General features: G+C 73.5%; 27 protein-coding genes, 5 tRNA genes and 2 pseudogenes. 23 read left to right on the top strand and 11 right to left on the bottom strand.

From position 1 onward, the window contains the following. The 3 genes from cobT to ADY01_RS11305 all read left to right on the top strand — a co-directional run. Positions 1-1727: nicotinate-nucleotide--dimethylbenzimidazole phosphoribosyltransferase (cobT, locus tag ADY01_RS11315; RefSeq protein ID WP_049570068.1), on the top strand; the 1727-nt coding region annotated here is incomplete at its 5' end. 72 nt (positions 1728-1799) lie between these two features. Beyond that, positions 1800-3005 carry a uroporphyrinogen-III C-methyltransferase gene (gene cobA, locus ADY01_RS11310; protein WP_049570065.1) on the top strand — a complete coding sequence of 402 codons (1206 nt, stop codon included), beginning with the start codon at positions 1800-1802 and terminating at the stop codon, positions 3003-3005. Further along, complete coding sequence (locus tag ADY01_RS11305; RefSeq protein ID WP_049570061.1) at positions 3002-3808, top strand: TrmH family RNA methyltransferase; 807 nt, start codon at positions 3002-3004, stop codon at positions 3806-3808. The genes cobA and ADY01_RS11305 overlap by 4 nt, the downstream gene beginning before the upstream one ends. A gap of 40 nt (positions 3809-3848) precedes the next feature. Here the strand turns inward: ADY01_RS11305 and ADY01_RS11300 are convergent, their stop codons facing one another. Beyond that, positions 3849-4904, bottom strand: a complete 1056-nt coding sequence (locus tag ADY01_RS11300) for a serine/threonine-protein kinase (protein ID WP_049570056.1) — start codon at positions 4902-4904, stop codon at positions 3849-3851. Positions 4905-5240: 336 nt separating this feature from the next. On the opposite strand from ADY01_RS11300, the gene ADY01_RS39745 reads away from it, so the two are divergent. Further along, entirely contained in the window at positions 5241-5408 is a 168-nt protein-coding gene (locus ADY01_RS39745) for a hypothetical protein (RefSeq protein WP_199826211.1), read from the top strand. A 164-nt stretch (positions 5409-5572) separates the two neighbouring features. Here ADY01_RS39745 and ADY01_RS11295 read toward each other — a convergent pair. The 4 genes from ADY01_RS11295 to ADY01_RS11280 form a co-directional block, all read right to left on the bottom strand. Beyond that, a tRNA-Val gene (locus ADY01_RS11295) sits at positions 5573-5647 on the bottom strand. Positions 5648-5692: 45 nt separating this feature from the next. After that, positions 5693-5764: transfer RNA gene (locus ADY01_RS11290), tRNA-Val, on the bottom strand. A gap of 1 nt (position 5765) precedes the next feature. Continuing rightward, positions 5766-5836 (bottom strand) — tRNA-Cys (locus tag ADY01_RS11285). A 22-nt stretch (positions 5837-5858) separates the two neighbouring features. Further along, positions 5859-5931: transfer RNA gene (locus ADY01_RS11280), tRNA-Gly, on the bottom strand. Between the two features lie 172 nt (positions 5932-6103). On the opposite strand from ADY01_RS11280, the gene ADY01_RS11275 reads away from it, so the two are divergent. Next, the gene (locus tag ADY01_RS11275) at positions 6104-6928 is read left to right on the top strand and encodes an aminotransferase class IV (RefSeq protein ID WP_049570053.1); all 825 of its coding nucleotides are present in this window, start codon (positions 6104-6106) and stop codon (positions 6926-6928) included. A gap of 74 nt (positions 6929-7002) precedes the next feature. Next, a complete protein-coding gene (locus ADY01_RS11270; protein ID WP_049570050.1) occupies positions 7003-7845 on the top strand; it encodes a GNAT family N-acetyltransferase in 843 nt (280 codons plus the stop codon). On the opposite strand, the gene ADY01_RS11265 is transcribed toward ADY01_RS11270, so the two are convergent. Continuing rightward, positions 7827-8345, bottom strand: coding sequence for a DsbA family protein (locus tag ADY01_RS11265; RefSeq protein ID WP_049570047.1), 519 nt, complete (start codon positions 8343-8345; stop codon positions 7827-7829). The two genes, ADY01_RS11270 and ADY01_RS11265, sit on opposite strands and share 19 nt — an antisense overlap. A 47-nt stretch (positions 8346-8392) precedes the next feature. Here ADY01_RS11265 and ADY01_RS11260 point away from each other — a divergent pair, with 47 nt between their 5' ends. Both ADY01_RS11260 and ADY01_RS11255 read left to right on the top strand, forming a co-directional pair. Then, positions 8393-8851: a hypothetical protein gene (locus tag ADY01_RS11260; protein WP_234320178.1), complete on the top strand. Its 459-nt coding sequence runs from the start codon at positions 8393-8395 to the stop codon at positions 8849-8851. 100 nt (positions 8852-8951) lie between these two features. Then, positions 8952-9146, top strand: coding sequence for a hypothetical protein (locus ADY01_RS11255; RefSeq protein ID WP_049570041.1), 195 nt, complete (start codon positions 8952-8954; stop codon positions 9144-9146). 18 nt (positions 9147-9164) lie between these two features. Here the strand turns inward: ADY01_RS11255 and ADY01_RS11250 are convergent, their stop codons facing one another. Together ADY01_RS11250 and ADY01_RS11245 are read right to left on the bottom strand one after the other, a co-directional pair. After that, positions 9165-9719, bottom strand: coding sequence for a CGNR zinc finger domain-containing protein (locus tag ADY01_RS11250; RefSeq protein WP_049570038.1), 555 nt, complete (start codon positions 9717-9719; stop codon positions 9165-9167). Between the two features lie 166 nt (positions 9720-9885). Then, positions 9886-10299, bottom strand: a complete 414-nt coding sequence (locus ADY01_RS11245; protein ID WP_003959770.1) for an SsgA family sporulation/cell division regulator — start codon at positions 10297-10299, stop codon at positions 9886-9888. A gap of 132 nt (positions 10300-10431) precedes the next feature. Between ADY01_RS11245 and ADY01_RS11240 the strand changes: the two genes are divergently transcribed. From ADY01_RS11240 to ADY01_RS11225, 4 genes are all read left to right on the top strand, one after another. Beyond that, complete coding sequence (locus ADY01_RS11240) at positions 10432-10929, top strand: SRPBCC family protein (RefSeq protein ID WP_420715633.1); 498 nt, start codon at positions 10432-10434, stop codon at positions 10927-10929. A gap of 42 nt (positions 10930-10971) precedes the next feature. After that, positions 10972-11043: transfer RNA gene (locus tag ADY01_RS11235), tRNA-Val, on the top strand. 521 nt (positions 11044-11564) lie between these two features. Then, positions 11565-13544 (top strand): threonine--tRNA ligase, encoded by a 1980-nt coding sequence (gene thrS / locus ADY01_RS11230; protein WP_049570031.1) that lies wholly within the window; start codon positions 11565-11567, stop codon positions 13542-13544. Between the two features lie 76 nt (positions 13545-13620). Further along, positions 13621-14178: an HIT family protein gene (locus ADY01_RS11225; RefSeq protein WP_049570028.1), complete on the top strand. Its 558-nt coding sequence runs from the start codon at positions 13621-13623 to the stop codon at positions 14176-14178. A 37-nt stretch (positions 14179-14215) separates the two neighbouring features. On the opposite strand, the gene ADY01_RS11220 is transcribed toward ADY01_RS11225, so the two are convergent. Next, entirely contained in the window at positions 14216-15892 is a 1677-nt protein-coding gene (locus tag ADY01_RS11220) for a hypothetical protein (protein ID WP_049570027.1), read from the bottom strand. A 180-nt stretch (positions 15893-16072) separates the two neighbouring features. On the opposite strand from ADY01_RS11220, the gene pgsA reads away from it, so the two are divergent. From pgsA to ruvC, 8 genes and pseudogenes are all read left to right on the top strand, one after another. Beyond that, positions 16073-16822 (top strand): phosphatidylinositol phosphate synthase, encoded by a 750-nt coding sequence (gene pgsA / locus ADY01_RS11215; RefSeq protein ID WP_078900198.1) that lies wholly within the window; start codon positions 16073-16075, stop codon positions 16820-16822. Next, complete coding sequence (locus tag ADY01_RS11210) at positions 16819-17784, top strand: phosphatidylinositol mannoside acyltransferase (RefSeq protein ID WP_049570021.1); 966 nt, start codon at positions 16819-16821, stop codon at positions 17782-17784. Before pgsA ends, ADY01_RS11210 begins: the two co-directional genes overlap by 4 nt. Continuing rightward, positions 17781-18941, top strand: a complete 1161-nt coding sequence (locus ADY01_RS11205) for a glycosyltransferase family 4 protein (RefSeq protein ID WP_049570018.1) — start codon at positions 17781-17783, stop codon at positions 18939-18941. Before ADY01_RS11210 ends, ADY01_RS11205 begins: the two co-directional genes overlap by 4 nt. A gap of 35 nt (positions 18942-18976) precedes the next feature. Beyond that, a complete protein-coding gene (locus ADY01_RS11200; protein WP_049570015.1) occupies positions 18977-19537 on the top strand; it encodes a hypothetical protein in 561 nt (186 codons plus the stop codon). A gap of 228 nt (positions 19538-19765) precedes the next feature. Then, a complete protein-coding gene (gene pdxS, locus ADY01_RS11195; RefSeq protein WP_234320179.1) occupies positions 19766-20614 on the top strand; it encodes a pyridoxal 5'-phosphate synthase lyase subunit PdxS in 849 nt (282 codons plus the stop codon). A 16-nt stretch (positions 20615-20630) separates the two neighbouring features. After that, complete coding sequence (pdxT, locus tag ADY01_RS11190) at positions 20631-21221, top strand: pyridoxal 5'-phosphate synthase glutaminase subunit PdxT (protein ID WP_049570010.1); 591 nt, start codon at positions 20631-20633, stop codon at positions 21219-21221. 72 nt (positions 21222-21293) lie between these two features. Beyond that, the gene (locus ADY01_RS11185) at positions 21294-22046 is read left to right on the top strand and encodes a YebC/PmpR family DNA-binding transcriptional regulator (RefSeq protein ID WP_049570007.1); all 753 of its coding nucleotides are present in this window, start codon (positions 21294-21296) and stop codon (positions 22044-22046) included. 93 nt (positions 22047-22139) lie between these two features. Continuing rightward, positions 22140-22748 (top strand): annotated as a pseudogene (ruvC, locus tag ADY01_RS40480) (crossover junction endodeoxyribonuclease RuvC); the annotation flags it as partial. Here ruvC and ADY01_RS40475 read toward each other — a convergent pair. Next, positions 22711-23235, bottom strand: a pseudogene (locus tag ADY01_RS40475) (aminotransferase class V-fold PLP-dependent enzyme); the annotation flags it as partial. The pseudogenes ruvC and ADY01_RS40475 overlap by 38 nt on opposite strands. A 95-nt stretch (positions 23236-23330) precedes the next feature. Between ADY01_RS40475 and ADY01_RS11170 the strand changes: the two are divergent. The 3 genes from ADY01_RS11170 to ADY01_RS11160 all read left to right on the top strand — a co-directional run bounded on the left by ADY01_RS11170 (position 23331) and on the right by ADY01_RS11160 (position 26222). Continuing rightward, positions 23331-23852, top strand: coding sequence for a metallophosphoesterase family protein (locus ADY01_RS11170; RefSeq protein WP_049570003.1), 522 nt, complete (start codon positions 23331-23333; stop codon positions 23850-23852). A gap of 226 nt (positions 23853-24078) precedes the next feature. Then, on the top strand, positions 24079-25110 hold the full coding sequence (locus tag ADY01_RS11165) for a DNA topoisomerase IB (protein ID WP_049570000.1): 1032 nt from the start codon (positions 24079-24081) through the stop codon (positions 25108-25110). Positions 25111-25469: 359 nt separating this feature from the next. Next, entirely contained in the window at positions 25470-26222 is a 753-nt protein-coding gene (locus ADY01_RS11160) for an alpha/beta hydrolase (protein ID WP_049569996.1), read from the top strand. A 14-nt stretch (positions 26223-26236) separates the two neighbouring features. Here ADY01_RS11160 and ADY01_RS11155 read toward each other — a convergent pair. Next, positions 26237-26752: formylglycine-generating enzyme family protein (locus ADY01_RS11155; protein ID WP_049569990.1), on the bottom strand; the 516-nt coding region annotated here is incomplete at its 5' end.

The following is a 26752-nucleotide window of genomic DNA, read 5'->3' as shown; positions in this document are numbered from 1 at the left end:
CCCCCGGCTACCCCGAGTCCGAGCGCGAGGCCGTCCACCGCCTCATGCGCGAACGCCGCGACATCCGCGACGGCTTCCGCGCCGACCCCATCCCGCACGAGGTGCTGCTGCGCGTTCTCCAGGCCGCCCACACGGCGCCGAGCGTCGGCCTCTCCCAGCCCTGGGACTTCCTGATCATCCGCTCCCGGGAGACCCGTTCGGCCGTCCACGAGCTGGTGCAGCGGCAGCGCGAGGCGTACGCCACCTCGCTGCCCAAGGCCCGCGCCCGCCAATTCAGGGAGCTGAAGGTCGAGGCCGTCCTCGACGCCCCGGTCAGCATCGTCGTCACCGCCGACCCCACCCGCGGCGGCCGGCACACGTTCGGCCGCCCCACCCAGCCGCAGACGGCGCCCTACTCCTCGGCCCTCGCCGTGGAGAACCTCTGGCTCGCCGCCCGCGCCGAAGGGCTCGGCGTCGGCTGGATCAGCTTCTTCGACGAGCGCGAGCTGGCCCGCGCCCTCGACCTCCCCGAGCACCTGGAGGTCGTCGCCTACCTCTGCGTCGGCTACGTCGACGCGTTCCCGGAGGAGGCGGAGGCCGGGGCCCAGGGCGCCCCCCGGCGCCGCCCCCTGTCCTGGGTCGTCCACGAGGAGGCGTACGGCCGCCGCGCCCTCCCCGGCTCCGAGCCGCACGACCTGCTCAGCGAGACACTGTCCGAGATCAGGCCGCTGGACGCCCAGGCGCTCGGCGAGGCGTGGGAGCGGCAGAAGCGGATGACCAAGCCCGCCGGAGCCCTCGGCGCGCTGGAGGTCATCTCGGCGCAGCTGTGCGGCCTCTCCCGCAGCTGCCCGCCGCCCGTCCCCGAGCCGGCGGCCGTCGCCGTCTTCGCCGGTGACCACGGTGTCCACGCCCAGGGCGTGACCCCCTGGCCCCAGGAGGTCACCGCCCAGATGGTGGCGAACTTCCTGGGCGGGGGAGCCGTCTGCAACGCGTTCGCCGCCCAGGTCGGAGCCGAGGTCTGCGTGATCGACGTCGGCGTCAGGGGCGAGTTGCCCGCCACCTCGGGGCTGCTGCCCCGCAAGGTGAGGCCCGGCACCGGCGACATCACCGAGGGCCAGGCCATGACCCGCGAGGAGGCCCTGCGCGCCATCGAGGTGGGCATCGAGACGGCCCGCGACCTGGTCGCCGCGGGCAACCGCGCCCTCCTCACCGGCGAGATGGGCATCGCCAACACCACCGTCTCCGCCGCCCTCGTCGCCGTCTTCACCGATGCGGAGCCCGCCGACGTCACCGGGCGCGGCACCGGCATCGACGACGAGACCCACGCCAGGAAGGTCGACGTGGTCCGCCGCGCCCTCCAGCGCCACGAGCCGGACGCCACCGACCCCCTCGGCGTCCTGGCCGCGGTCGGCGGCCTCGAACACGCGGCCCTGACCGGCCTGATCCTCGGCGGCGCCTCCCTGCGCGTCCCGGTGATCCTGGACGGGGTCAGCGCGGGCGCCGCCGCCCTGGCGGCCCGCGCCATCGCCCCCGAGGCCGTCTCCGTCTGCATCGCGGGCCACCGCAGCGCCGAGCCCGGCCACCAGGCCGCGCTCACCGCGCTCGGCCTGCGCCCCCTGGTCGACCTCGACCTGCGGCTCGGCGAGGGCACGGGAGCCCTGCTCGCCCTCCCCGTGGTGCAGAGCGCGGCACGGGCGATGCGCGAGGTGGCGACCTTCGACTCGGCCGGGGTGACCGACAAGAACTAGGCTGAGCGGGCCGCCGGACGTCGCACCCGCGTTCGGCATGCCCCTTCCGCCCGCGAGGAGTCCGCACCCCCGATGTCCCACCACCCCGCCTACCCCGTCGGCCTGCGGCTGACCGGCCGCCGCGTCCTGGTACTCGGCGGCGGCACGGTCGCCCAGCGGCGGCTGCCCGCCCTGCTGGCCGCGGGCGCCGACATCCGGCTGATCGCCCCCGCGGTCACGCCGTCCGTGCAGGCCATGGCCGACGCGGGCGAGCTGAGCTGGGCCCGCCGCCCCTACCGCCCCGGCGACCTCGACGGCGCCTGGTACGTGCTGATCGCCACCGACGACCCCGAGGTCAACGCCGCCGCCTCCGCCGAGGCGGAGGAGCGCCGCGTGTGGTGCGTGCGCAGCGACGACGCCGAGGCCGCCACCGCCTGGACGCCCGCCACCGGGCGCAGCGACGGCGTCACCGTCGCCGTGCTCACCGGCCGCGACCCGCGTCGTTCCGCCGCCGTCAGGGACGCCGTGGTCGAGGGGCTGCGCGACGGCACCCTCACCGCCCCCCGCCACCGCGGCCGCGTCCCGGGCGTCGCCCTGGTGGGCGGCGGTCCCGGCGACCCCGACCTGATCACGGTGCGCGGCCGGCGGCTGCTCGCCGAGGCCGACGTGGTGATCGCCGACCGCCTGGGCCCCCGCGATCTCCTGGACGAACTGCCGCCGCACGTCGAGGTCATCGACGCGGCCAAGATCCCCTACGGCCGCGGCATGGCCCAGGAGGCGATCAACGAGGCGCTGATCGAGCACGCCAAGGCGGGCCGGTCCGTGGTCCGCCTCAAGGGCGGCGACCCCTATGTCTTCGGCCGCGGCAAGGAGGAGGCCCTCGCGCTGGCCGAGGCGGGCATCGCGGTGACCGTCGTGCCCGGCGTCACCAGCGCCATCAGCGTGCCCGCCGCCGCGGGGATCCCCGTCACCCACCGGGGCGTCGCCCACGAGTTCACCGTGGTGAGCGGGCACGTGGCGCCGGGCGACCCCCGTTCCCTGGTCGACTGGCCCGCGCTGGCGGCGCTGCGCGGCACCCTCGTGCTGCTGATGGCCGTGGAGCGCATGGGCGAGATCGCCGCCACCCTCGTCGGGCACGGCCGCCCCGGCGACACCCCGGTCGCCGTGGTCCAGGAGGGCACCACCTCCGCCCAGCGCCGCGTGGACGCCACCCTGGCCACCGTCGCGCGCCGCATCGAGGAGGAGGGCGTGCGCCCGCCCGCCGTCATCGTCGTCGGCGACGTGGTGGCGGCCCGGTGACCGGCGCCGTCACCGTCGAGGACCCCGACGACCCCAGGCTCGGCGACTACACCGCGCTGACCGACGTGGCCCTGCGGCGGCGCCGCGAACCGGCCGAGGGGCTCTTCATGGCCGAGGGCGAGAAGGTCATCCGCCGTGCCCTGCGCGCCGGTTACCCGATGCGGTCGATGCTGCTCACCCCGCGCTGGGCCGACACCATGGCCGACCTGGTGGAACGCGCCACCGCCCCGGTCTACCTGGTGAGCCCCGCGCTCGCCGAGCGGGTCACCGGGTACCACGTCCACCGCGGGGCGCTCGCCGCCATGCGCCGCACCCCGCTGCCGGAGCCGGCCGAACTGCTGGCCACCGCGCGGCGCCTGGTGGTCCTGGAGGCCGTCAACGACCACACCAATGTGGGCGCCGTCTTCCGCTGCGCGGCGGCCCTGGGCATGGACGCGGTGCTCCTGTCGCCGGACTGCGCCGACCCCCTCTACCGCCGCTCGGTCAAGGTGTCGATGGGCGCGGTGTTCTCGCTGCCCTACGCCCGTCTCGACGGGTGGCCGGGGGGCCTGGACACGGTGCGGGAGGCCGGCTTCCGCCTGCTGGCGCTGACCCCGGAGGAGCGCGCCGAGGACATCGCCACCGCCGTCCCCGAGGCGCCCGGCGCACGCGTGGCGCTGATGCTGGGAGCCGAGGGCGACGGCCTGACGCCGCGTGCCCTGGCCGCGGCCGACGCGCGCGTGCGCATCCCGATGGCGCACGGCATCGACTCCCTCAACGTCGCCGCGGCCGCCGCCGTCGCCTGCTACGCCCTCACCCGCTGACCAGGGGGCCGAGGGCAGGGCGCCGGCGCGGGGGATCGGCTCACATGGGGCCCTGGCACCCCTGCGCCGCGGCGATGCCCAGCGTGACCATCAGCGTCACCGTGACGAAGACGACCAGGCGCTGCCTCAGCAGCTTCCTGTCCACCGGCCGCCGCTGGCGCCCCGAGGGGCGCGGACGCGTCCCGGAGGGCTCGGCCGGGCGCCTCGGCCCCGGCGCGCGCGCCGGCGCGGGGGAGCGGGGACGGCTTGTGGACGCGGTCGCCTGCCCGGCGCCGCGCGCCTCCCGGGCGGCGATCTCCTTCAGCCGCAGCGAGAGCTGGAGCGTACTCGGCCGCTCCTTCGGCGACTTGGCCAGGCAGGTGCGCAGCAGCGGCGCCAGCGCGGCGGGCACCCCGCGCAGTTGCGGCTCCTCGTGCACCACCCGGTAGAGCATGACCTCGGAACTGCCCTGCCCGAACGGGGAGTCGCCGAGCGCCGCGTAGGCCAGCGTGGCGCCCAGCGAGAACACGTCCGTGGCCGGGGCCACCGGCTGCCCCCGCACCTGCTCGGGGGCCAGGAACCCGGGGGAGCCCACCGCGGTGCCCACGTGCGTCAGCGTGCTGGCGCCCGTGGACCAGGCGATGCCGAAGTCGATGATCCGCGGGCCCTTGGGCGACAGCAGGATGTTGGACGGCTTCAGATCCCGGTGCACCACCCCGGCCTCGTGCACGGCGACCAGGCCCTCGGCCAGCGCGGCGCCGACCGCCGCCGTCTCGGCGGCCGAGAGCGGCCCGTGCTCCATCACCTTGTCGTGCAGCGAGGGACCCGGCACGTACTGGGTGGCGAACCACGGCCGCGTGGCGTCGAGATCGGCGGCCACCAGCCGGGCCGTGCAGCCGCCCCTGATCCGCCGGGCCGCGGAGACCTCCCGCGCGAACCGCGAGCGGAACTCCTGGTCCTCCGCGAGATCGGGTCTGATGACCTTGAGCGCCACGCGCTGCCCCCGCCGGTCGGAGCCGAGGTAGACCACCCCCATGCCGCCCGCTCCGAGCCGCCGGTGGAGCCGGAACGCTCCGACGACTCGCGGGTCCTCGCGCCGGAGCCGCATCATCGCCATGTCCACCTCGCTGCCCCGTGCTTGTGATGGGCCACAGCTTACGGACTGTGCGGCCCGAGCAGCGAGAAGGCCGCGCGCACACCCCGCACGCGCACTCCCGCCGAAGGACCCCGGACGCCCCCTGGGGGAAAACCCTCGCCTTCCGTACCCGGGTGTCCACCCTGGGGAGTAGCCCGGTCACGCCCGTCTCATCCTGCGGGAGGCCCCCAGGTCAGTACGCCGGGCTGACGTCCCGGAAGGTCCCGCGCGCCTAATGTATGGGTCAAGCGGCGGGCGCAGCACTCGTCCCCCGAGGTCACCCGCCCGCCGCCCCAACCCCACGACAGGAGCGGAGAGATGGCACGCACAGCGGTACGGACCGGGACCCCCCGGCCCGAGCGGCGCCACCCCTTGGTCGCGACAGCCATGGTGCTGCCGCTGGCCATCGTCCTGGCCGTGGTGATCGGCGGCGTCGAAGCCGTCGTCATCCAGGCGTCGTCCGTGGCCGGCATGCTGGGGCGCTGAGCGGCGCCCCGGACCCGGGAGAGCGGCCCGGGTCGGGGACACCGGCTGACAACCCCGTGGGGACGGGGGGAGGCGGACGGCTATGGGCCCAGGGCAGCTGGGGAGCTGCCCTGGGCACCACGTGAAAGAGAGGCCGGAGAGCGTGAGCTCTCCGGCCTCTGAGGTGGTGCGCGATACTGGGATTGAACCAGTGACCTCTTCCGTGTCAGGGAAGCGCTCTCCCGCTGAGCTAATCGCGCGGGTCCCGGCGCCGAAGCCCCGAGGGCGGGTCCTCGCGGACCCCGTGGACGATACTGGGATTGAACCAGTGACCTCTTCCGTGTCAGGGAAGCGCTCTCCCGCTGAGCTAATCGTCCGAGGTGGAGACGGGATTTGAACCCGTGTAGACGGCTTTGCAGGCCGTTGCCTCGCCTCTCGGCCACTCCACCGGATGGGGGCAGGCCCCCTTCGAGCGGACGACGAGACTCGAACTCGCGACCCCCACCTTGGCAAGGTGGTGCTCTACCAACTGAGCTACGTCCGCATTCTTGTCTCCGCCGCCACTTCCGTGACCCGGGGACGTCATGAACTTTAGCGGATCCGACTCTCAGCTCAAACTCGGTATCCCCGGGCCCGCTCGACGGGGCCGAAGGGTCGCGGCCCCATCGGGGTAGCGTCTATGGGAGGGCAGCCGAGTGAGCTGGAAGGGATCCGACATGACGCTGATCTGGCTGGACGGTGAGCTGCGTGACGCCGACAGCGCGCGGGTCTCCGTCTTCGACCACGGACTGACCGTGGGCGACGGGGTGTTCGAGACGCTGAAGACGGAGGCCGGCCGGCCCTTCGCCCTGACGAGGCACCTGGACCGGCTGGCCGTCTCCGCCGCGGGACTCGGCCTCCCGGAGCCGGACGCCGACGAGGTGCGCCGCGCGTGCGCCGCGGTCGTCGAGGCCGTCCCGCTGCCGCTGGGGCGGCTGCGCGTCACCTACACCGGCGGCGTCGGGCCGCTCGGCTCCGACCGGGGCCAGGCGCCGCCCACCCTCCTCGTCGCGCACGGCGAGATGGCCCGCCGCCCCGACAGCACCGCCGTCATCACCGTCCCCTGGACGCGCAACGAGCGGGGCGCCCTGGCCGGGCTGAAGACCACCTCCTACGCGGAGAACGTCCTCGCCCTGGCCCGCGCCCGTCAGGGGGCCGCCTCCGAGGCGCTGTTCGCCAACAACACGGGCCTGCTCTGCGAGGGCACCGGGAGCAACGTGTTCGTGGTCCTCGACGGCGAGCTCCACACGCCGCCGCTGTCCACCGGCGCCCTGGCCGGCGTCACGCGGGCGCTGGTGGCCGAGTGGTGCGGCGCCAAGGAGACCGAGCTGCCCATGGAGTGCCTGCGCGAGGCCGACGAGGTCTTCCTCACCTCCACCGCGCGCGACGTCCAGGCCGTGCGCCGCGTCGACGACCACGAACTCGGCGGCGCCCCGGGCCCGGTGACGACCGAGGCCCTGCGCACCTTCCGCGAGCGCGCCGCCGCCGACATCGATCCCTGAGCGGCGCCGCCCCTCCGCGGGGATCGGGGAAAACCGGTGGCTCGCCGGGCGGTGGTCTGGGTAGGCATCTGCCGATGACCACGACACTGCGCCCCGCGGGGCCCGAGGAGAAGGGGCCGGACGGCGTCGGCACCCTGCCGTTCGACGTCCGGGTCAACGGCCGCCTCGCCGGCGCCCTGCGCCTCACCGTCCACCCCGGAGCCGTCGGGGTCACCGGCCGGATCACGCATCTGGAGATCGCCCCCGGTGACCGCCGCCGCGGCAGGGCGACCGTCGCCGTGCTGGCCGCCGAGGAGGTGCTGCGCACCCACGGCTGCCGCGAGGTCTCCGCCTCCGTCCCCGCCGGGACGGACGGCGCACTGGAGCTCGCGGGGGCGCTCGGCTTCACCGAGCGCAGTCGCAGCATGATCAAGCACCTGCCCGACCGCCCCCCGGCGCTCCCCGAGGGGCAGGGCGTCCGCCCCCTCACCGAGGCCGAGTACCCGCGGTGGGCGGACGGCGTGCGCGAGCAGGCCGTCCGCAGCCTGACCGAGCACGGCGTCGCGCGCCAGGCGGCCGTCGCGCAGGTCGCCGAGGGCCACGCGCGCCTGCTGCCGGACGGGCTCGGCACGGAACACACGACGGTGCGGATCCTGCTCGACGGCCGCGCCGACGTCGGCTCCCTCTGGGTCTCCACCGCGGCCGGCGGGCTGCCGGACGGCGCCGACGCCTATGTCTTCTCGGTCGAGGTGGACGAGGGCCACCGGGGCCGGGGCCACGGACGTGCGCTGATGCGGGAGGCCGAACGCCTCACGCACGAGGCCGGCGGGCGCCTCCTGGGCCTGCACGTCTCCGCCACCAACGCCCCGGCCCTGCGCCTGTACGACTCACTCGGCTACCGGGTCGCGGAGCGCCACCTCTACAAGTCGCTCGGCTGAGCGAGCAGGGAATCGGCGATCTCGGCGATGCGCTCCCGGAGCCCCTCCTGGCTCGCGCCGCCGTCCAGCCGGTGGCCGCCGATCAGATACGTGGGCGTGCCCGTGACGCCGAGCGCCTCGCCCTCGGCCTGATCGGCGTCGACCATCAGCATGTGCCGCCCGTCGACCAGCGCGGTGTCCACCTCGTCGGCGTCGAGCCCCAGCTCCTTGGCCACCTCGAGCAGCACCGGGGTCCCGCGCGCGCCGAGGTCGCCCGTCCTGGCCAGCAGCGCCGTCCAGTACGCGTCCCCCCGGCCCTGGGCGTGGGCCTCCTCGGCGGCCTGTGCCGCCGCGAGCGCGTGCGCGTGGCCGCCCAGCGGGAAGTGCCTGCGCCTGATCTCCAGGGCGTCCCCGAACCGCTCGCTCAGGGCGCGCAGATCGGACTCCGCACGGTGACAGTCGGGGCACTGGAGGTCACACCACACGTCCAGCACGGCGCGGCGGCCGGTCGTTTCGTTCATGACCCCAGTCTTCCACCCCGAAATCCCCCTGATCCCGGGCCGGGGCCATGGCCTTCCCCGGAACGGCGCGGCAGGATGGAAAGATGCTGATCGGCACTGTCTGTACCCTTCTATCCGCCGCGGGGCTCGGCATCTCCTTCCTGGTGGCGCGCCGCCGCCGGTACGCGCTCGCCCTGCGGACCGCCGCGATCGCCCTCCTGCCCGTCGGCCTCGCGATGACCGGTGTGGTGCGATTCGTGGTCAACATGACCTTCAACCCGGTGGCCTGGGCGGGCTTCGGCGTGCTGGCCTGTGCCGTCCTGCTGTTCCTCTCCGGCCGTCTGGCCGAGGGGCGCGGACGTGGCGCGGGGGCCGCGTCGGCGCCCGCGGAGGAGGCGGGCGCTCCCCGGGCGGCGCGCGCATCCCGTTCCACTCCTTCGCTCCCCAAGGCGAAGGGGAAGAGCGGTTCCGGCGGCGTCGATGACTTCTCCGACATCGAAGCCATCCTGAAAAAGCACGGAATCTAGCACACGTTGGCACCCTGGCGGCTGACATTCACCACATCACCCGCCAAAGAAGACCTGTTGATCGCGGAGCGCACCCCGGCTGCGTCATGATCACCGCGACATGGCCCACATCACCGGGGAGCAGGCTCCCCCCTCCACCAGCCGGCCGCAGCCGGCCGCTCCGCAGGAACACGCCCCCGCCGCCGAGCGCCGCGGCTGTCTGTTCGCGCTGTCCCAGCCGCCGCTGATGCTCTTCCTGACGGTCATCGGCGCCCTGCTGCTCCTCGCGGGGCTGCACGATCACTTCCTGCTGTGACGCCGGGGAGGACCTCCCTCAGGACTCCCGCCGCCTGGCCCGGTACGCCGCCACGTGCAGCCGGTTCCCGCAGGTGCGGCTGGAGCAGTACCGGCGTGAGCGGTTGCGCGAGAGGTCCACGAACGCCCGGCCGCACCCCGGTGCGCCGCATCGCCGAAGCCGCTCGCGTTCGCCGGCCACCACCATGAAGCCCAGCGCCATGCCGCAGTCCGCGGCGAGGTGGTCGGCGACCGAGGCGCCGGGGGAGAAGTAGTGCACGTGCCAGTCGTGGCCGTCGTGGTCGGTCAGCCGCGGGGTGGTCCCCGCCGCCGCGACCAGGGTGTTGATCAGCTCGGCGGCGGCGCGGTCGGAGGGGGCGGCGAAGATGTCGGCGAACCGTTCGCGCACCGCCCGCACCGCGCCCAGGTCCGCCGCGCCCAGCCGGTCGATCCGCACCTCGCTGACGGCGTGCCCGGCCACGAACGCGCGCAGCCCCTCGACGTCCGCGAGCGCGTCGTGGGCGTCTTCCGCCGCGGTGTTCAGCAGGTCGACCGTGTGGTCGAGCGCGCACCGGGTGTCGTGATTGATCAGCACCGAGAGCTCCCGGAGGTCGCACGGGGCAACGATGGGGTGACTCTAGTCGGTGCCGGACACGCCGACGCCGCCGCGGCGGTGAAGCCGCGGCGGCGTCCGCGCTGTGCCCAACGCCGGTCCCGCGCCGTCGCCCCGAGTTCAGACGGCGTGAGGGACCGGCGGGTCTCTAACTCTCGGCGAGGATGTGTGAGAGCTCGGTATCGAGGTCGAAGTGCCGGTGTTCGGTGCCCGGTGGAACGGCGGCGTCCGTCCGCTTGAGGAAGGATTCGAGGGCGCGGGCCGGAGCCTCGAGCAGTGCCTCACCCTCGGGTGAGCTCAGGGCGATGCAGACGACCCCCTGACCATGGCTCCGGGAGGGCCACACCCGGACATCGCCGGTGCCCGTCGGGCGGTGGAGCCCTTCGGCCAGCAGATCTCGGGCGAAAACCCATTCGACGGTTTCTTCGGCTCCGGTGTGAAACGTGGCGTGTACGGCGTACGGGTCCGCCGTGTCATACCGCAGCCCCGCGGGTACAGGAAGTGATGACTCGCTCGATACGACGAGGCGCAGGTGCAGCTCGCAGCTGACCGTGGTGTTCATAAGCGCCAGGGCCTTTCGCTCAGTGTGCGCTCGGGGATTCGCACGTCGGCCAAATCGAGATGCCACGTACGCGTCGGTTGTAAACCCCTCTGCCCTAATTATGGCCATTAACGTCATTCCAATGGAGGAGCCGTGATATGGGCTATAGCAGGAGATAACGTGATCGCCGACCGGCCGGGAAAGAGATTCCGATTCCAGGGTGACTGGCGGGTGGCCGCGCCACCGGAGAAGGTCTTCGGCGTTCTGGTGTGCCCCGACGACTACCCGCGGTGGTGGCCCCAGGTGCGCGAGGTCACCAGGACGGGGCCCGACGCCGGCGTCTGCCGCTTCCGCTCGGTCCTCCCGTTCGAGCTGCGCGTGGGCGTGACGGAGGCCCGCCGCGACGAGGAGGCCCGCGTGCTCGATCTCGCGCTCACCGGCGATCTGGACGGCCGGCTGCGCTGGACCGTCACCCCGCGCGGCCCCGGCGCACGCGTGGCCTGGGAGCAGGACACCGCGCTGCGCAAGCCGGTGCTGCGTCGGCTGACCCGGCCGCTGGGGCCGCTGTTCGCGGCCAACCACGCGCTGATGATGCGGGCCGGACTGCGAGGTCTGCGCGCCTGGTTGGGAGTTCATTTGGATGACGGCTGATCCACACGGTATGGTTCTTCCCGTGCCGCGGCGAGCGGCCCCGGGCGATTAGCTCAGCGGGAGAGCGCTTCGTTCACACCGAAGAGGTCACTGGTTCGATCCCAGTATCGCCCACAAGACCGAGGCCGACGCATGTCCGCGGAAAGCGCGGACCTGTGTCGGTCTTGTCGTTTTTGCTCGGCTTCGCCTCGCGGCGGGGGCTTCGCCACCCGCGGCCCCTGTGGGGTGGTTGCTGTGGTGTCGACGGGCCGAGGCCGACGCGTGTCCGTGGGGGGCGTGGGGCTGTGTCGGTCTTGTTGTTTCTGCTCGGCTTCGCCTCGTGGCGGCCCGCGTGGGGTGGTTGCTGTGGTGTCGACGGGCCGTGGTCGACGCGTGTCCGTGGGGGGCGTGGGGCTGTGTCGGTCTTGTTGTTTCTGCTCGGCTTCGCCTCGTGGCGGCCCGCGTGGGGTGGTTGCCGTGGTGTCAACGGGGCTGATGGCCGTGGGAGTCCGCCGGAGGCGTAGGACGGGGGTGGCCTCGTCTCTTCCGCGTGCTGCCTCGCCCTTTGCTGTTTCGCGGTGGGCCCGTGGCCCTCGGTACGATGCCCCTCGCGCGGCCGTGGGCCGCGTCCGCATGTCACGAGTCAGGAGAGTCCGGTGTCAGACGTCCGTGTGATCATCAAACGCGATTCCGAGCGGGAAGAACGCGTGGTGGCCACGGGCACGACGGCCGCCGCGCTCTTCGAGGGCGAGCGGTCGGTCGTCGCGGCCCGCGTGGGCGGGGAGTTGAAGGACCTGGCCTACGCCGTCGTGGACGCCGACGAGGTCGAGCCGGTCGCGATCGACTCTCCCGATGGCCTCGACATCCTGCGGCACTCCACGGCGCATGTCATGGCCCAGGCCGTGCAGGAGCTCTTCCCCGAGGCCAGGCTCGGCATCGGGCCCCCCGTGCGGAACGGGTTCTACTACGACTTCGACGTCGACCAGCCGTTCCACCCGGACGACCTGGGCCGCATCGAGAAGCGCATGCAGCAGATCCAGAAGCAGGGCCAGCGCTTCTCGCGCCGGGTGGTCACCGACTCCGAGGCCAGGGAGGAACTGGCCGACGAGCCCTACAAGCTGGAGCTGATCGGCCTCAAGGGCGCCGCCGCCGAGTCGGCCGAGGGCGCGGACGCCGAGGTCGGCTCGGGAGAGCTGACCATCTACGACAACCTCGACCCCTCCTCGGGCGAGGTCTGCTGGAAGGACCTGTGCCGCGGACCGCACCTGCCGACCACCCGGATGATCCCGGCGTTCAGGCTGATGCGCACGGCGGCCGCCTACTGGCGCGGCAGCGAGCGCAATCCGCAGCTCCAGCGCATCTACGGCACGGCCTGGCCCAGTCGCGACGAGCTCAAGGCACACCTGGCGTTCCTCGCCGAGGCCGAGAAGCGCGACCACCGCAAGCTCGGCTCCGAGCTGGACCTCTTCTCCATTCCCGAGGAGCTGGGCTCCGGCCTTGCCGTCTTCCACCCCAAGGGCGGCGTCATCCGGCGGGTGATGGAGGACTACTCGCGACGCCGCCACGAAGAGGCGGACTACGAATTCGTCAACACGCCGCACATCACCAAGGCGCACCTCTTCGAGACCTCGGGGCATTTGCCGCACTACGCCGATTCGATGTTCCCGCCCATCCAATTCGAGGGGCAGGATTATTACCTCAAGGCGATGAACTGCCCCCTGCACAACCTGATTTTCAGGGCGCGTGGGCGGTCGTACCGGGAATTGCCGCTCCGGCTTTTCGAGTTCGGCACGGTCTACCGGTACGAGAAGTCGGGCGTGGTGCACGGACTCACCCGTACCCGCGGCTTCACCCAGGACGACGCGCACATCTACTGCACCAAGGAGCAGATGCCGGACGAGCTGGACACCCTGCTCACCTTCGTGCTGAACCTGCTGCGCGACTACGGCCTGAGCGAGTTCTACCTGGAGCTGTCCACCCGCGGTGACTCGGACAAGTTCATCGGCGAGCCGCAGGAGTGGGCCGAGGCCACCGAGGCGCTGCGCCGGGCCGCGGGCAAGCAGGGCCTCGAACTCGTCATGGACCCGGGGGGCGCGGCCTACTACGGGCCCAAGATTTCGGTCCAGGCCAAGGACGCCATCGGCCGCACCTGGCAAATGTCCACCATCCAGGTCGACTTCCAGCAGCCGAAGCGTTTCGCGCTCGAATACACCGCGGCGGACGGGTCGCGGCAGACACCGGTGATGCTCCACCGCGCGCTGTTCGGCTCGATCGAGCGGTTCTTCGCGGTCCTGCTCGAGCACTACGCGGGCGTCTTTCCGCCGTGGCTCGCGCCGGTGCAGGCCGTCGGCATCCCGATCGGGGACCCGCACGTCTCCTACCTGGGGGAGTTCGCGGCCGAGGCGAAGGGCCGCGGCCTGCGGATGGAGGTCGACGCCTCGGCCGACCGCATGCAGAAGAAGATCCGTAACGCCCAGAAGCAGAAGATCCCGTTCATGGTCATCGCCGGGGACGACGACGTCGCCCAGGGCGCGGTGAGCTTCCGCTACCGCGACGGCTCCCAGAAGAACGGCATCCCCCGCGACCAGGCGCTGGACGAGATCGCCGACGCCGTCGCCCGCCGCGTCCAGGTGTGAGCCCCCGGTCCCGGGGCCGTGCCCCGGGACCTCGCGGCCCCCAGGTCCGCCCGCCGGGCCGTGGCCGTGACGCCATATGCTGGCCGCCATGAGCAGCGAGCCGGAGCAGCAGATCGGGGTGGGGACACCGGACGCGTTCCAACGCCTCTGGACACCCCACCGGATGGCCTACATCCAGGGTGAGGGGAAGCCGACCGGTGAGGGCGCGGGTGACGGCTGCCCGTTCTGCGTGATTCCCGGCAAGAGCGACGAGGACGGGCTGATCCTCGCCCGCGGCGAGGTCACCTACGCGGTGCTCAACCTGTACCCGTACAACAGCGGCCATCTGCTGGTGGTGCCCTACCGCCATGTCGCCGACTACACCGACCTGCACGAGGCGGAGACCGCGGAGCTCGGCGAGCTGACCAAGCGCGCGATGACGGCGATCCGCACCGCCTCGGGGGCGCACGGCTTCAACATCGGGATGAACCAGGGCTCGGCCGCGGGCGCGGGCATCGCCCCCCACCTCCACCAGCACGTGGTGCCGCGGTGGGGCGGCGACGCCAACTTCATGCCCGTCGTCGGGCACACCAAGGTCCTGCCGCAGCTGCTCGCCGACACCCGGCGGATGCTCGCCGGGGCCTGGCCCGCCTGACGGCCGCGGGGCCCGCCCGGTGGCGGGCCGCCGCGCGTCACATGTTGTACTCGTCGGCCTTCCGCGGCTCGGCGCCCTGGACCGCACCGCCGAGCACCTGCGACCTGCTCTCGAACGCCGAGACGTCCACGCCGTGCTCGTCGAGCACCCTCACCGCCGCCGCGTGCGCCACGCGCAGCACCGGCGTCGCCGCGCGCAGCGCGTCGTCCGCCATGAAGCGGTGCTTCCACGGCTTGGTCGCCCAGGTGTGCCGCAGGCCGAACGGCTCCGGCAGGCTCAACGTCCCGCCGTACTTGTCCAGTTGGGCGGGGAACCAGGTCAGGGGGGCGCGCGCGGCCAGCCGCACCACTTCCTTGGCATCGACCAGGGGGAGCGGCTGCTCCTCCATCTTCCAGGGCTTCGAGGCGCTGCGGATCTTCTTCTTCTTGGTGTCCGGGCCCTTGCGGAAGAAGCCGTGGATCGGCCCGAGGGCGTGCGCGGTCACCTCGATCCGCAGCGTGTGGTGCAGCACCGTGACGGTGATCATCATCGTGATCACCAGCTCGCCGTCCCACAGGACGAACTGGACGCCGAGGTAGTGCCGGTCGCCGCTGTTGAACTGCTGCTCGTTGCAGATCCGCTGGACCTCGATGGCGCTGAAGCTGTAGCCCTCGCTGTTGGGCCCCTCCGGCCGTGAGATGGCGTCCGCGCCGTTGCCCACGTGCCGGACCACCCAGTGCGTTATCGAGGGGGCGGGGAAGCCGCCGGTGTGGAGCGGGCCGCGCTCCAGCATCCTCAGCTGGTCGCCCATCGCGCGAGCCACGTCCCAGCTGCGGAACGGGTCGATCTCGCGCTTGGGGTCCTTGGGGCGCAACTCCTCGGCGAGCTGCCAGCTGCCCCAGCGCACCCCTATGCCGAGTATCCCGTCGGTGCCGGCGTAGTGGATCAGATTGCTGTTCTGCTCGGCCGCCAGCTTGGCCAGGCCCACGCGCAGCCGCTCGGCCTCGGCGTCGTTCGGGTTCTGCGGGACCGCCTCGGGGATGACCGCGCCCCCTCCGCCGCCGCCCAGCAGGTCCGTCCAGTGCGCCCGCAGGTTCTTCGCGGTGCGCTCGCAGATCTGCTTGGCCCAGTACCACCCGATGATCGGCGCGGGCAGCATGCTCCACACGTAGAGCTGGAGCACGCCGGAGACGGGCAGGCGCAGCACCAGGAAGACGGCCAGTACGGCGACGAGCACGAGCGCCGCCATGCCGAACGCGCCCGCGCGCCGGTCCTGCGCGCCGGCGATCGTGCGGCGCAGCTGGAAGAGCCCGAGCCATATCAGGACCCCGGGCAGGAAGAGCAGCCCGAAGACGATCATGATGATCGTCAGCCGCCGGTCGCGCTGCTTGCGGATCCGCTTGGCCGCCAGGCTGTGCTCGACCACTGTCTGCGGCTCGGCGCCGAAGGACTGCACGATGGGCTTGCGCCCGTCGCCGAGCATGCGGACCTCGACGGCGCGCGTGAATGCCTCGCCCAGGTTCGGCTCCAGGAGCGAGAACTTCCCCGCCTTGACCTTCGCCGCCTCATTCGGACCGCATATGTCCGCCGGGGGCACGTCCCGGTAGGCCACCGAGGCGATGGCGTGGCTCACCCCGGTCTTCCCGCTTCCCGCTGCGGACAGCGGGACCTGCGCGCCGGGAGCGAAGTCGAACTCGACCCCCGCCCCCCTTCTCAGGTCGTCCAGCGCCGACATCGGCACCCCCACAGTCCTCAAAGCCATGAACACCAGCCGCTTACTGGGCAGTTCCCTGCCCATGGGCCCGGCACACCTACCCGGACCAGCCTAACGGCGCACGGCGCACCGCACCGCCGCGATGACCCTCTTCACGCCATCCCCCGGGCCCCGCGCCGCCACCCGGCCGGCGTGGCTACGATGGGGCTCCGGGTGGCCGCCCCAGGGGCGGCCCGCTGCGACCTGACCTTTGGGAAGGCCATGCTCAACAAGTACGCGCGTGCATTCTTCACGCGTGTCCTCACGCCGTTCGCCGCCTTCCTGCTGAGAATGCGGGTCACCCCGGACGCCGTGACACTGATCGGCACCGCCGGAGTCATGGCGGGAGCACTGGCCTTCTACCCCCGGGGCGAGTTCTTCTGGGGCACCGTCGTGATCACCCTGTTCGTCTTCTCGGACCTGGTGGACGGCAACATGGCCCGCCAGATCGGATCCTCCAGCCGGTGGGGGGCGTTCCTCGACTCCACGCTGGACCGCGTGGCCGACGCCGCGATCTTCACCGGCATCGCCCTGTGGTACGCCGGGAACGGCGACAACCTGGTGCTCTGCTCGGTGACGCTGTTCTGCCTGGCCAGCGGCCAGGTGGTGTCGTACACCAAGGCCAGGGGCGAGAGCATCGGCCTCCCGGTGCGCGTCAACGGCCTGGTCGAACGGGCCGAGCGCCTGGTGATCACGCTGGTTCTCGCCGGATTCGCCGGGTGGGAGCGGACCTTCGACGTGCCGCACATCGGCCTGCTGCTGCCCCTGGCCCTGTGGGTGGTGGCCATCGGCAGCCTCGTCACGCTGATCCAGCGGGTGGTCACCATCCGCAGGGAGTCGGCCGAGGCCGACGCGGAGAGCCGCGAGCAGGAGCGCCGCCGCGAGCAGGAGCAGGGAAGCGGACCGGCATGAGGGAGCGGCTCGCCGACGCGGTGTACGCGGCCGGGTGGAGCACCGTCAAACGCCTGCCCGAGCCCGCCGCCCGCGCCCTGGGCCGCCGCATCGCCGACGCCGCCTGGCGGCGCAGGGGCCCCGGGGTGCGGCGCCTGGAGGCCAACCTCTCCCGCGTCGTCCCCGACGCGGAGCCCGAGCGGCTGCGCGCGCTCTCGCGCGCCGGGATGCGCTCCTACCTGCGGTACTGGATGGAGTCCTTCCGGCTGCCGGTCTGGAGCCCCGAGCGGATCAGCGGCTCGTTCGCCAGCGAGGACCTCAAGCGGCTCACCGACGCGGTGGAGAGCGACCGCGGCGTCGTCCTCGCCCTGCCCCACATGGCCAACTGGGACCTCGCCGGGGCGTGGCTGGTCACCGGGCTGGGGACCGAGTTCGCCACCGTCGTGGAGCGGCTGAGACCCGAGCGCCTCTTCGACCGCTTCGTCGCCTACCGCGAGAGCCTGGGCATGGAGGTGCTGCCGCACACCGGCGCCGCCTCGTTCGGCCGCCTGGCCAGGCGGCTGCGCGACGGCGGCCTGGTCGCGCTGGTCGCCGACCGGGACCTGTCGGCGTCCGGCGTGGAGGTCACCTTCTTCGGCGAGACCGCGCGCATGCCCGGCGGGCCCGCGCTGCTGGCCCAGCAGACCGGCGCGCTGCTCCTGCCCGTCACCCTGTGGTACGACGAGACGCCGGTGATGAAGGGCCGGATACACCCCCCGGTCCCCGTGCCCGAGGGCGGCACCCGCGCCGAGCGCACCGCGGTGATGACCCAGGCCCTGGCCGACCGCTTCGCCGAGGGCATCGCGGCCCACCCGGAGGACTGGCACATGCTCCAGCCCTTCTGGCCGGCGGACCTGCCCCCGCGCCCGGCCGCGAAGACCACGCCGGACCGCGGCACCGCCGAGAGGACCGGAGCCGAGAGGACCGGAGGCGAGGCGGCATGAGGATCGGCATCGTCTGCCCCTACTCCTGGGACGTGCCCGGCGGAGTCCAGTTCCACGTGCGCGACCTCGCCGAGCACCTGATCCGGCGCGGCCACCATGTGTCCGTGCTGGCCCCGGCCGACGAGGACACGCCGCTGCCGCCGTACGTGGTCTCCGCGGGGCGCGCCGTCTCCGTTCCGTACAACGGCTCGGTGGCCAGGGTCAACCTCGGCGTGCTCTCCGCGAGCCGGGTCAGGCGGTGGGTGCACGAGGGCGACTTCGGCGTGCTGCACATCCACGAGCCCGTCGTGCCCTCGCTCGGCCTGCTGACCTGCTGGGCGGCGCGCGGCCCGATCGTCGCGACGTTCCACACCTCGAACCCCCGCTCGCGGGCCATGATCGCCGCCTACCCGATCCTCCAGCCGGCACTGGAGAAGATCAGCGCCCGCGTCGCGGTCAGCGAGTACGCCCGCCGCACCCTGGTCGAGCACCTGGGCGGGGACGCGGTGGTCATCCCCAACGGCGTCGACGTCCGCTTCTTCGCCGACGCCGAGCCCAAGCCCGAGTGGCAGGGCCGGACCATCGGCTTCATCGGGCGCATCGACGAGCCCCGCAAGGGGCTCCCCGTCCTCATGCGCGCCCTGCCGCGCGTCCTCGACGCCTGCCCCGACGCCCGGCTGCTGGTCGCGGGGCGGGGCGACGAGAAGGAGGCCGTGGCGGGGCTGCCCGACGCGACGCGGGAGCGCGTCACCTTCCTGGGCATGGTCAGCGACGAGGACAAGGCCAGGCTGCTGCGCAGCGTCGACCTGTATGTCGCGCCCAACACCGGCGGCGAGAGCTTCGGCATCATCCTGGTCGAGGCCATGTCCGCGGGCGCCCCGGTGCTCGCCAGCGACCTGGACGCGTTCGCCCAGGTGCTCGACGGGGGCGCGGCCGGGGAGCTCTTCCCCAACGAGGACGCCGACGCGCTCGCCGACGCCGCCGTCCGGCTGCTCGGCGACCGGGACCGGCGCGAGGAGCTGCGGGAACGCGGCAGCCGCCATGTGCGCCGGTTCGACTGGGCGACCGTGGGCGCCGACATTCTGGCGGTCTACGAGACCGTGACGGCCGGGGCGGACGCCGTGGCCCCCGACGACCGGGTCGGGCTGCTCGGCCGCCTCGGCTTCGCCCGCGACTGAGGGCCGCCGGGCGCCTGCCGGTAGGGTGACCGGCCGTGACCACCGTCATCTGGATCGTCCTGGCGCTGCTGCTGATCGCCGTCTACCTCAGCTGGACCGCGGGGCGGCTCGACCGGCTCCACGCCCGCATCGACGCGGCCCGCGCGGCGCTCGACGCGCAACTGCTGCGCCGCGCCTCGGTCGCCCAGGAGCTCGCCACCGCCGGGGTGTTCGACCCGGCCGCCTCGATGGTGCTCCACCAGGCCGCGCACGCGGCCCGGCTCGCGCAGGACGAGCAGCGCGAGGTCGCCGAGAGCGAGCTCAGCCAGGCGCTGCGGGCGGTGTTCGCCGAGAGCGCGCAGGTCAGCGCGGTTCTCGACGCCCCGGGCGGGCAGGCCAGCGCCGAGGAGCTGGTGGCCGCGGTCCGCCGGGTGCCCATGGCCAGGCGCTTCCACAACGACGCGGTGCGCGCGGCGCGGGCCGTGCGCCGGCACCGCACGGTGCGCTGGTTCCGGCTGGCGGGGCACGCGCCGTTCCCGCTGGCCTTCGAGATGGACGACGAGCCGCCCACCGCCCTGGTCGAGCGGGCGGGAGGGACCGATCGTCCAGGCCACTAGGTGCCGATTGGCCCTTCCCCGCCGGGGCCACTTCGCGGTTTCATCGGTGGTGTGGCATCCGCCGGCGGGCGCCGGCTCACGGCCGGGGCATGCGGCGGCGGTCCTACCATGGTCCTCGTCAGCTTATTTTCCGCCGCATACCGCCGAGTGAGGTCAGATTCCGTGTCCAGCACGTCATCAAACGCCCCCCAGACGCCGGAAACCGGCACCGCCCGCGTCAAGCGCGGCATGGCCGAGCAGCTCAAGGGCGGCGTGATCATGGACGTGGTCACGCCGGAGCAGGCGAAGATCGCCGAGGACGCCGGCGCCGTGGCCGTCATGGCGCTGGAGCGCGTTCCCGCGGACATCCGCAAGGACGGCGGCGTGGCCCGCATGTCCGACCCGGACATGATCGACGGCATCATCGAGGCCGTGTCCATCCCCGTGATGGCCAAGTCCCGCATCGGGCACCTCGTGGAGGCCCAGGTGCTCCAGGCGCTCGGCGTGGACTACATCGACGAGTCCGAGGTCCTCACCCCCGCCGACGAGGTCAACCACACCGACAAGTGGTCCTTCACCACCCCCTTCGTCTGCGGCGCGACCAACCTCGGCGAGGCGCTGCGCCGCATCGCCGAGGGCGCGGCCATGATCCGCTCCAAGGGCGAGGCCGGCACGGGCAACGTGGTGGAGGCCGTGCGCCACATGCGGCAGATCAGGGGCGAGATCGGCAGGCTGCGCGCCCTGGACAACCACGAGCTGTTCGCCGCGGCCAAGGAGCTGCGCGCCCCCTACGAGCTGGTCAGGGAGGTCGCCGAGCTGGGCAAGCTGCCGGTCGTCCTCTTCTCCGCGGGCGGCGTCGCCACCCCCGCCGACGCCGCGCTCATGCGACAGCTCGGCGCCGAGGGCGTGTTCGTCGGCTCCGGGATCTTCAAGTCGGGCGACCCCGCCAAGCGCGCCGCGGCGATCGTGAAGGCCACCACCTTCCACGACGACCCCAAGATCGTCGCCGACGTCTCCCGCGGCCTCGGCGAGGCCATGGTCGGCATCAACATCGACACCCTGCCCGAGGGCGAGCGCTACGCCTCCCGCGGCTGGTGAACGGAGCGGTACGCACGTGACTTCCCCCGCCATCGGCGTTCTCGCCCTCCAGGGAGACGTCCGCGAGCACCTGGCCGCCCTCACCGGGTGCGGCGCACGGGCCACCACCGTGCGCCGCCCCGAGGAGCTGGCCGCGGTCGAAGGACTGGTGATCCCCGGCGGCGAGTCGACCACCATCTCCAAGCTGGCCGACGCGTTCGGGCTGCTGGAGCCGCTGCGCGAGCGGGTGCGAGCCGGGATGCCCGCCTACGGCTCCTGCGCGGGGATGATCATGCTCGCCGACAAGATCCTCGACCCGCGCTCGGGGCAGGAGACCATCGGCGGCATCGACATGATCGTCCGGCGTAACGCCTTCGGGCGGCAGAACGAGTCGTTCGAGGCCGCCGTCGACATGGCGGGGGTGCCGGGCGGGCCCGTGGAGGGCGTGTTCATCAGGGCCCCCTGGGTGGAGTCCATCGGCGCACGGGCCGAGGCGATCGCCGTGCACGGCGGCCACACCGTCGCGGTGCGGCAGGATCGCCTGCTGGCCACGGCCTTCCACCCCGAGCTGACCGGCGACCACCGGGTCCACGCGCTCTTCGCCGACATGGTGCGCACGGCGAGGTAGCGCGCTCCCGGTAGGATCACCACGTTGGTCAACTGCTGGCTGAAGTTCTGGTGACATCGAAGGAGCAGCGCTGTGTCCGGCCACTCCAAGTGGGCAACCACCAAGCACAAGAAGGCCGTGATCGATGCCAAGCGCGGCAAGCTGTTCGCGAAGCTGATCAAGAACATCGAGGTGGCGGCGCGCACCGGCGGCGGTGACCCCGAGGGCAACCCGACGCTCTACGACGCCATCCAGAAGGCCAAGAAGAGCTCGGTCCCCAACACCAACATCGACCGCGCCGTCAAGCGCGGCGCCGGTCTCGAGGCGGGCGGAGCCGACTACCAGACGATCATGTACGAGGGCTACGGGCCCAACGGCGTGGCCGTCCTGATCGAGTGCCTCACCGACAACCGCAACCGGGCCGCCTCCGACGTCCGCGTCGCCATGACCCGCAACGGCGGCTCCATGGCCGACCCGGGCTCGGTGTCCTACCTGTTCCACCGCAAGGGCGTGGTGATCGTCCCCAAGACCGGCCTCTCCGAGGACGACGTCCTGGGCGCGGTGCTGGACGCGGGCGCCGAGGAGGTCAACGACCTGGGCGAGTCGTTCGAGGTGGTCAGCGAGGCGGGCGACCTGGTCACCGTGCGCAGCGCGCTCCAGGACGCGGGCATCGACTACGACTCGGCCGAGGCCGGCTTCCTGCCCACGATGCAGGTGGAGCTGGACGAGGACGGCGCCCGGAAGATCTTCCGCCTCATCGACGCACTGGAGGACAGCGACGACGTGCAGAACGTCTTCGCCAACTTCGACGTGGCCGACGACGTGATGGCGAAGGTCGACGCGTAGCCCCGTTCCGGAGCGGTCCACCGGCGACTGTCGGTGGTGCCCTATAGCCTTTCCCGGCAGGCGAACGGGGACGAGCCGATCGAGGGAGGGGCCGTGCGGGTACTGGGTGTGGACCCCGGCCTGACCCGCTGCGGAGTGGGTGTGGTGGACGGGGCGCCCGGCCGCCCGCTGCGGATGGTGGCGGTCGGGGTGCTGCGCACCACGCCCGACGCGGAGATCCCCGCCCGCCTGCTGGCCGTCGAGCGCGGGATCGAGGAGTGGCTGGACGCCCACCGCCCCGAAGCGGTTGCCGTGGAGCGGGTGTTCAGCCAGCACAACGTGCGCACCGTCATGGGCACCGCCCAGGCCAGCGCGGTGGCCATGCTCTGCGCCGCGCGGCGCGGGCTGCCCGTCGCGCTCCACACCCCGAGCGAGGTCAAGGCCGCCGTCACCGGCAGCGGTCGCGCCGACAAGGCCCAGGTCGGCGCCATGGTCACGCGACTGCTGCGGCTCGACGCGCCGCCCAGGCCCGCCGACGCCGCCGACGCCCTGGCCCTGGCCATCTGCCACATCTGGCGGGCGCCCGCCCAGGACCGGCTGCGGCGGGCCCACGCGGCGGCGCGGCCCCGACCCAGGACAGCGGATGGCGCACCCCGCTCGCGTTCGACTGCGCCGGGTAGACGAACAGGCCCGGCCCGTGCGCCGCCGCGAACGCGTCCAGGCACGCGGCCACCGCCTCCCACCGCACCCGGAAGTCCGCGTCCAGCGGCACCACCACCACGGGCGCCCCCGCCCCCACCGCGTAACGGCGCATGCCCAGCGCGGAGTTGTGGTTGTCCGCCAGCAGCACCAGCGGGGCGCGGTCACCGGCGGGCAGTGCCTCTGCCACCAGCCGGACGGCGGCGGTCGCGTTCGCGGTGAAGACCACCGCGTAGTCCTCGTCCGAGGCGTTGCAGAACGACAGCACCGCCGCCCGCGCCTCGGCCACGGCCCGCGTCGAGGCGAGCGAGGCCGGGTTCGCCGAGTGCGGGTTGCCGAAGACCGCGCCCGTCACCCGCCTCGCGTGCCCGGTGACCAGGGACAGCGGTGGTAACCCCGCGCCCGCGTAGTCCAGGTACGCCTGACCCGAGGCGTCGAGATAGGGGAACTCCACATTCCTCAGCTCGTCGACCGCGCACCGCTCCGCGTCCTCCGGCGTGTCCTTCCGCATGTCCACCCCAAACTCCCGAACCGGCCCCCCCTACTGACGTACCCGCCCGCACGCGGTACCCCGACCGCGTCCGGGGGGTCGGATACGGTCACGGGGTGCGCCTGCTGCTGATGTCCGACACCCATGTGCCCGCGCGGGCCCGGGCGCTGCCCGGGGAACTGCTGCGGCGCGTGGACGAGGCGGACGTGGTCGTGCACGCGGGCGACTGGGTGGACGTCGCCACGCTCGACCTGCTGGAGCGCCGCTCCCGGCGGCTCGTCGCCGTCCACGGCAACAACGACGGGCCCGCCCTGCGCGCCCGGCTCCCCGAGGTGGCGCGCGCGGAGCTCGGCGGGCTGCGGTGGGGCGTCGTCCATGAAACGGGCCAGGCGGCGGGGCGCGAACGCCGCTGCGCCGAGCGCTTCCCCGACCTGGACGTCCTGGTGTTCGGGCACAGCCACATCCCGTGGGACAGCACGGCCGACGGCGGGCCGCGGCTGCTCAACCCCGGCTCGCCGACCGACCGGCGGCGCCAGCCGCACCGCACCTTCATGACCGCCCTGATCGCCGAGGGCCGCCTCACCTCCGTGGAACTGCACCCGCTGCCCGACCCGCGCCCCCGCGGCCCGAGACCGTAGACCGCGCCCTCCGGTCAGGGCGCGCGCCCGCGTGTCAGGCCCCGGCCCGTCGGCGCGGCGACTACGGTGAGCACCGCGATCGCGGCGGCGTTCCAGGGACGTCCCCCTCCTATCGCGGCTCCGGGGGAGAATCGAAGGGTCACGTCCGAGGAGCGCATCCGTCCATGCATGAGCCGACAGGCCCCCCGAGGCACCCGGTCCCGCCCGCGCCCGGCCCGGACGCGCGATGAGGCTGCGTCACACCCGGCCCACCGACCCCGGCTTCCTGCGCACCCACCACGGCCGGGGCTTCCGCTACCTGGACCCGGCGGGCCGTCCGCTCACCGACCCCGACGCGCGGGCACGTATCAAGGCGCTGGTCATCCCGCCCGCCTGGCGCGACGTCTGGATCTGCGCCCACCCCAACGGCCACCTCCAGGCCGTCGGCACCGACGCCGCGGGCCGCCGCCAATACCTCTACCACGAGCAGTTCCGCGCCGGGCAGGAGAAGGCCAAGCACGCGCACGTCCTCGACGTCGCCGAGGCGCTGCCGCGCATCCGCGAGAGCGCCGGGCGCCATCTCGCGCTGCGCGGGCTGACGGTGGACCGGGTGCTGGGGAGCGCGACGCACCTGCTGGACATGGGCTTCTTCCGCATCGGCAGCGAGCGCTACACCGACCGGCACCAGACCTACGGGCTGACGACCCTGCTCCGGGCGCACGTGCGCTGCGGCCAGGGGCGGGTCACGTTCACCTACCCGGGCAAGCACGGGCGGCAGCAGGCGCAGGCCGTGATCGACCCGGCGGTCTGCCGGGCCGTGACCGCCCTCAAGCGGCGCCGCGGCGGCGGTGAGCGGCTGCTCGCCTACTGGCGGGACCGGGCCTGGCACGACGTCACGGGCGAGGAGCTCAACGCCTATCTGCGCGGGCTCGGCGGGGTGGACGTCACAGCCAAGGACTTCCGCACCTGGCACGGAACGGTGCTGGCCGCCGTCGGCCTCGCCGTCTCGGGCCACGCGGCGCGCGGCGAGGCGGCCCGCCGCAAGGCGATCACCCGCGCGGTCCGCGAGGTGGCCGACTACCTGGGGAACACCCCGGCCGTCTGCCGCGCCTCCTACATCAACCCGCGGGTGATCGAGCTGTACGAGGACGGCGTGACGATGGAGCCGGTCCTCCACCGGCTGGGCGCGAACACCCTGATCGGCACCCCGGCCACGCAGGGCCCCGTGGAGGCGGCCGTCCTGGCCATGCTCCGCACGGGCCGCCCGCCGCGGGCCTGACCCGGTCCGCGGCGCGATCCGCCCGGACCCGCGTCCGGATGCTGAACCACCGTTGGACGCGGGCGCGGCGCCCGTCATGCTGAGTTCATGCCACGCACCGCGCCCGGTCCCCGCAGCGCGCCGCGCCTCCGGCCGGCGCCCCGCCGCCGAGCCGTCGTGGCCGCGTGGCTGACCCGGCGCCGCGTGGTCGACTTCGGGCTGGTGAACACCACGGGCTGTCGCCGGGGCTGACGCGCCCGCGCGCCCCGCCATCCGCCGCCCCGCCCCGCGCTCTGGCGCGTCCCGGGCGGCATCCTCTCGCCCCCGCTGTCCACGTCAGTCGCGCGAACGCCCCCGCGCGGCCCAGCGAAAGGCATGCCGTGAGTGCCGAGCCGGCCATCCGTTTCTGGGACCACCTCTGGGAGCAGCCCGCGGGGAGCGCCCCCCGCGGCACGGTCGTCGTCCTGCCGGGACGCGGCGAGCACGCGGCCGTCTACGAACGGCTCGGCCGCCGCCTGGCCTTCGACGGCTACCGCGTCCTGGCCGTGGACGACGCCGCCCGCGCCGCCTTCGACCTGCCCGAGCCGATGGCGGCGGCGGGCCCGGGGCCGAGGGTCCTGCTGGGCGCGGACACCGGGGCCCACCAGGCGATCACCCTGGCCGCGGCGGGCACCCCGGGGCTCGACGGCCTCATCCTCGCGGGCCTGCCCACCACCGGCACCGGCGCGACGGCCGAGGACTGGGAGGCCGAGCTGGACCTCCGCTCCACCTGTCCCCACCACCGCCTGCGCCTCACCCGCGACCGCCGCTTCCGCCGCGGCGTGCTGGCCGCGCCCGCCGCCGAAGGCGCCGCGCAGGGGCCCGCCCTGGACCGGGTGACCGTGCCCGTGCTGGCGCTGCACGGCGTGCACGACGTGGTCAGCCCGCTGTCCGAGGCCCGCCGCGTCTACAGCGGATTCCCCGGCGTCCACCTCGTCACCCTCGCCGGAACGCGCCACGACGTGCTCAACGACATCACGCACCGCACGGCCGCGGCCACGGTCGTCCTCTTCCTGGAGCAGCTCCGCCTCTCGCCCGAGCTCCCCGCCATCGCCGTCTCCGATACGGGGTACCTGACCGGAGGCGTCCACTGAACGACCCGCCACCCTCATCCGGCGCAGCGGAAGCCGACGTTGCCGTTCGAGCTGTCCGGCGTGTTGCGGCTCCGCGCCGCCACGCGGTAGCGGTCGCAGTAGGAGGCGTGGCACATGTACGAGCCGCCGCGCATCGCGCGGGCCTCCCCGCCGGGCGGCCCGGCCGGGTCGCGGCGCGGGCCGGTCAGGTGCCAGTCCACGCCGAACCAGTCGGCGCACCACTCCCACACGTTGCCCGCCATGTTGAACAGGCCGTACCCGTTGGGCCGGTAGGCGTCCACCGGGGCCGTGCCCAGGTGGCCGTCCTCGCCCGTGTTGCGGAACGGGAAGCTGCCCTGCCAGATGTTGCAGCGGTGCTCGCCTCCCGGCGTCAGCTCGTCCCCCCACGGGTAGCGGGCGCCCACCAGGCCGCCGCGCGCCGCGTACTCCCACTCGGCCTCGGTCGGCAGCCGGGCGCCCGCCCAGGCGCAGAACGCCGTCGCGTCCGCCCAGGAGACGTGGACCACCGGGTGGTCCCCCCGGTCCCCGAC

The organism is Streptomyces sp. SBT349, assembly GCF_001083795.1.
Lineage (GTDB): Bacteria > Actinomycetota > Actinomycetes > Streptomycetales > Streptomycetaceae > Streptomyces.
The sequence above is the reverse complement of the archived record's forward strand: the minus strand, read 5'-3'. Positions and strand labels throughout refer to the sequence as shown.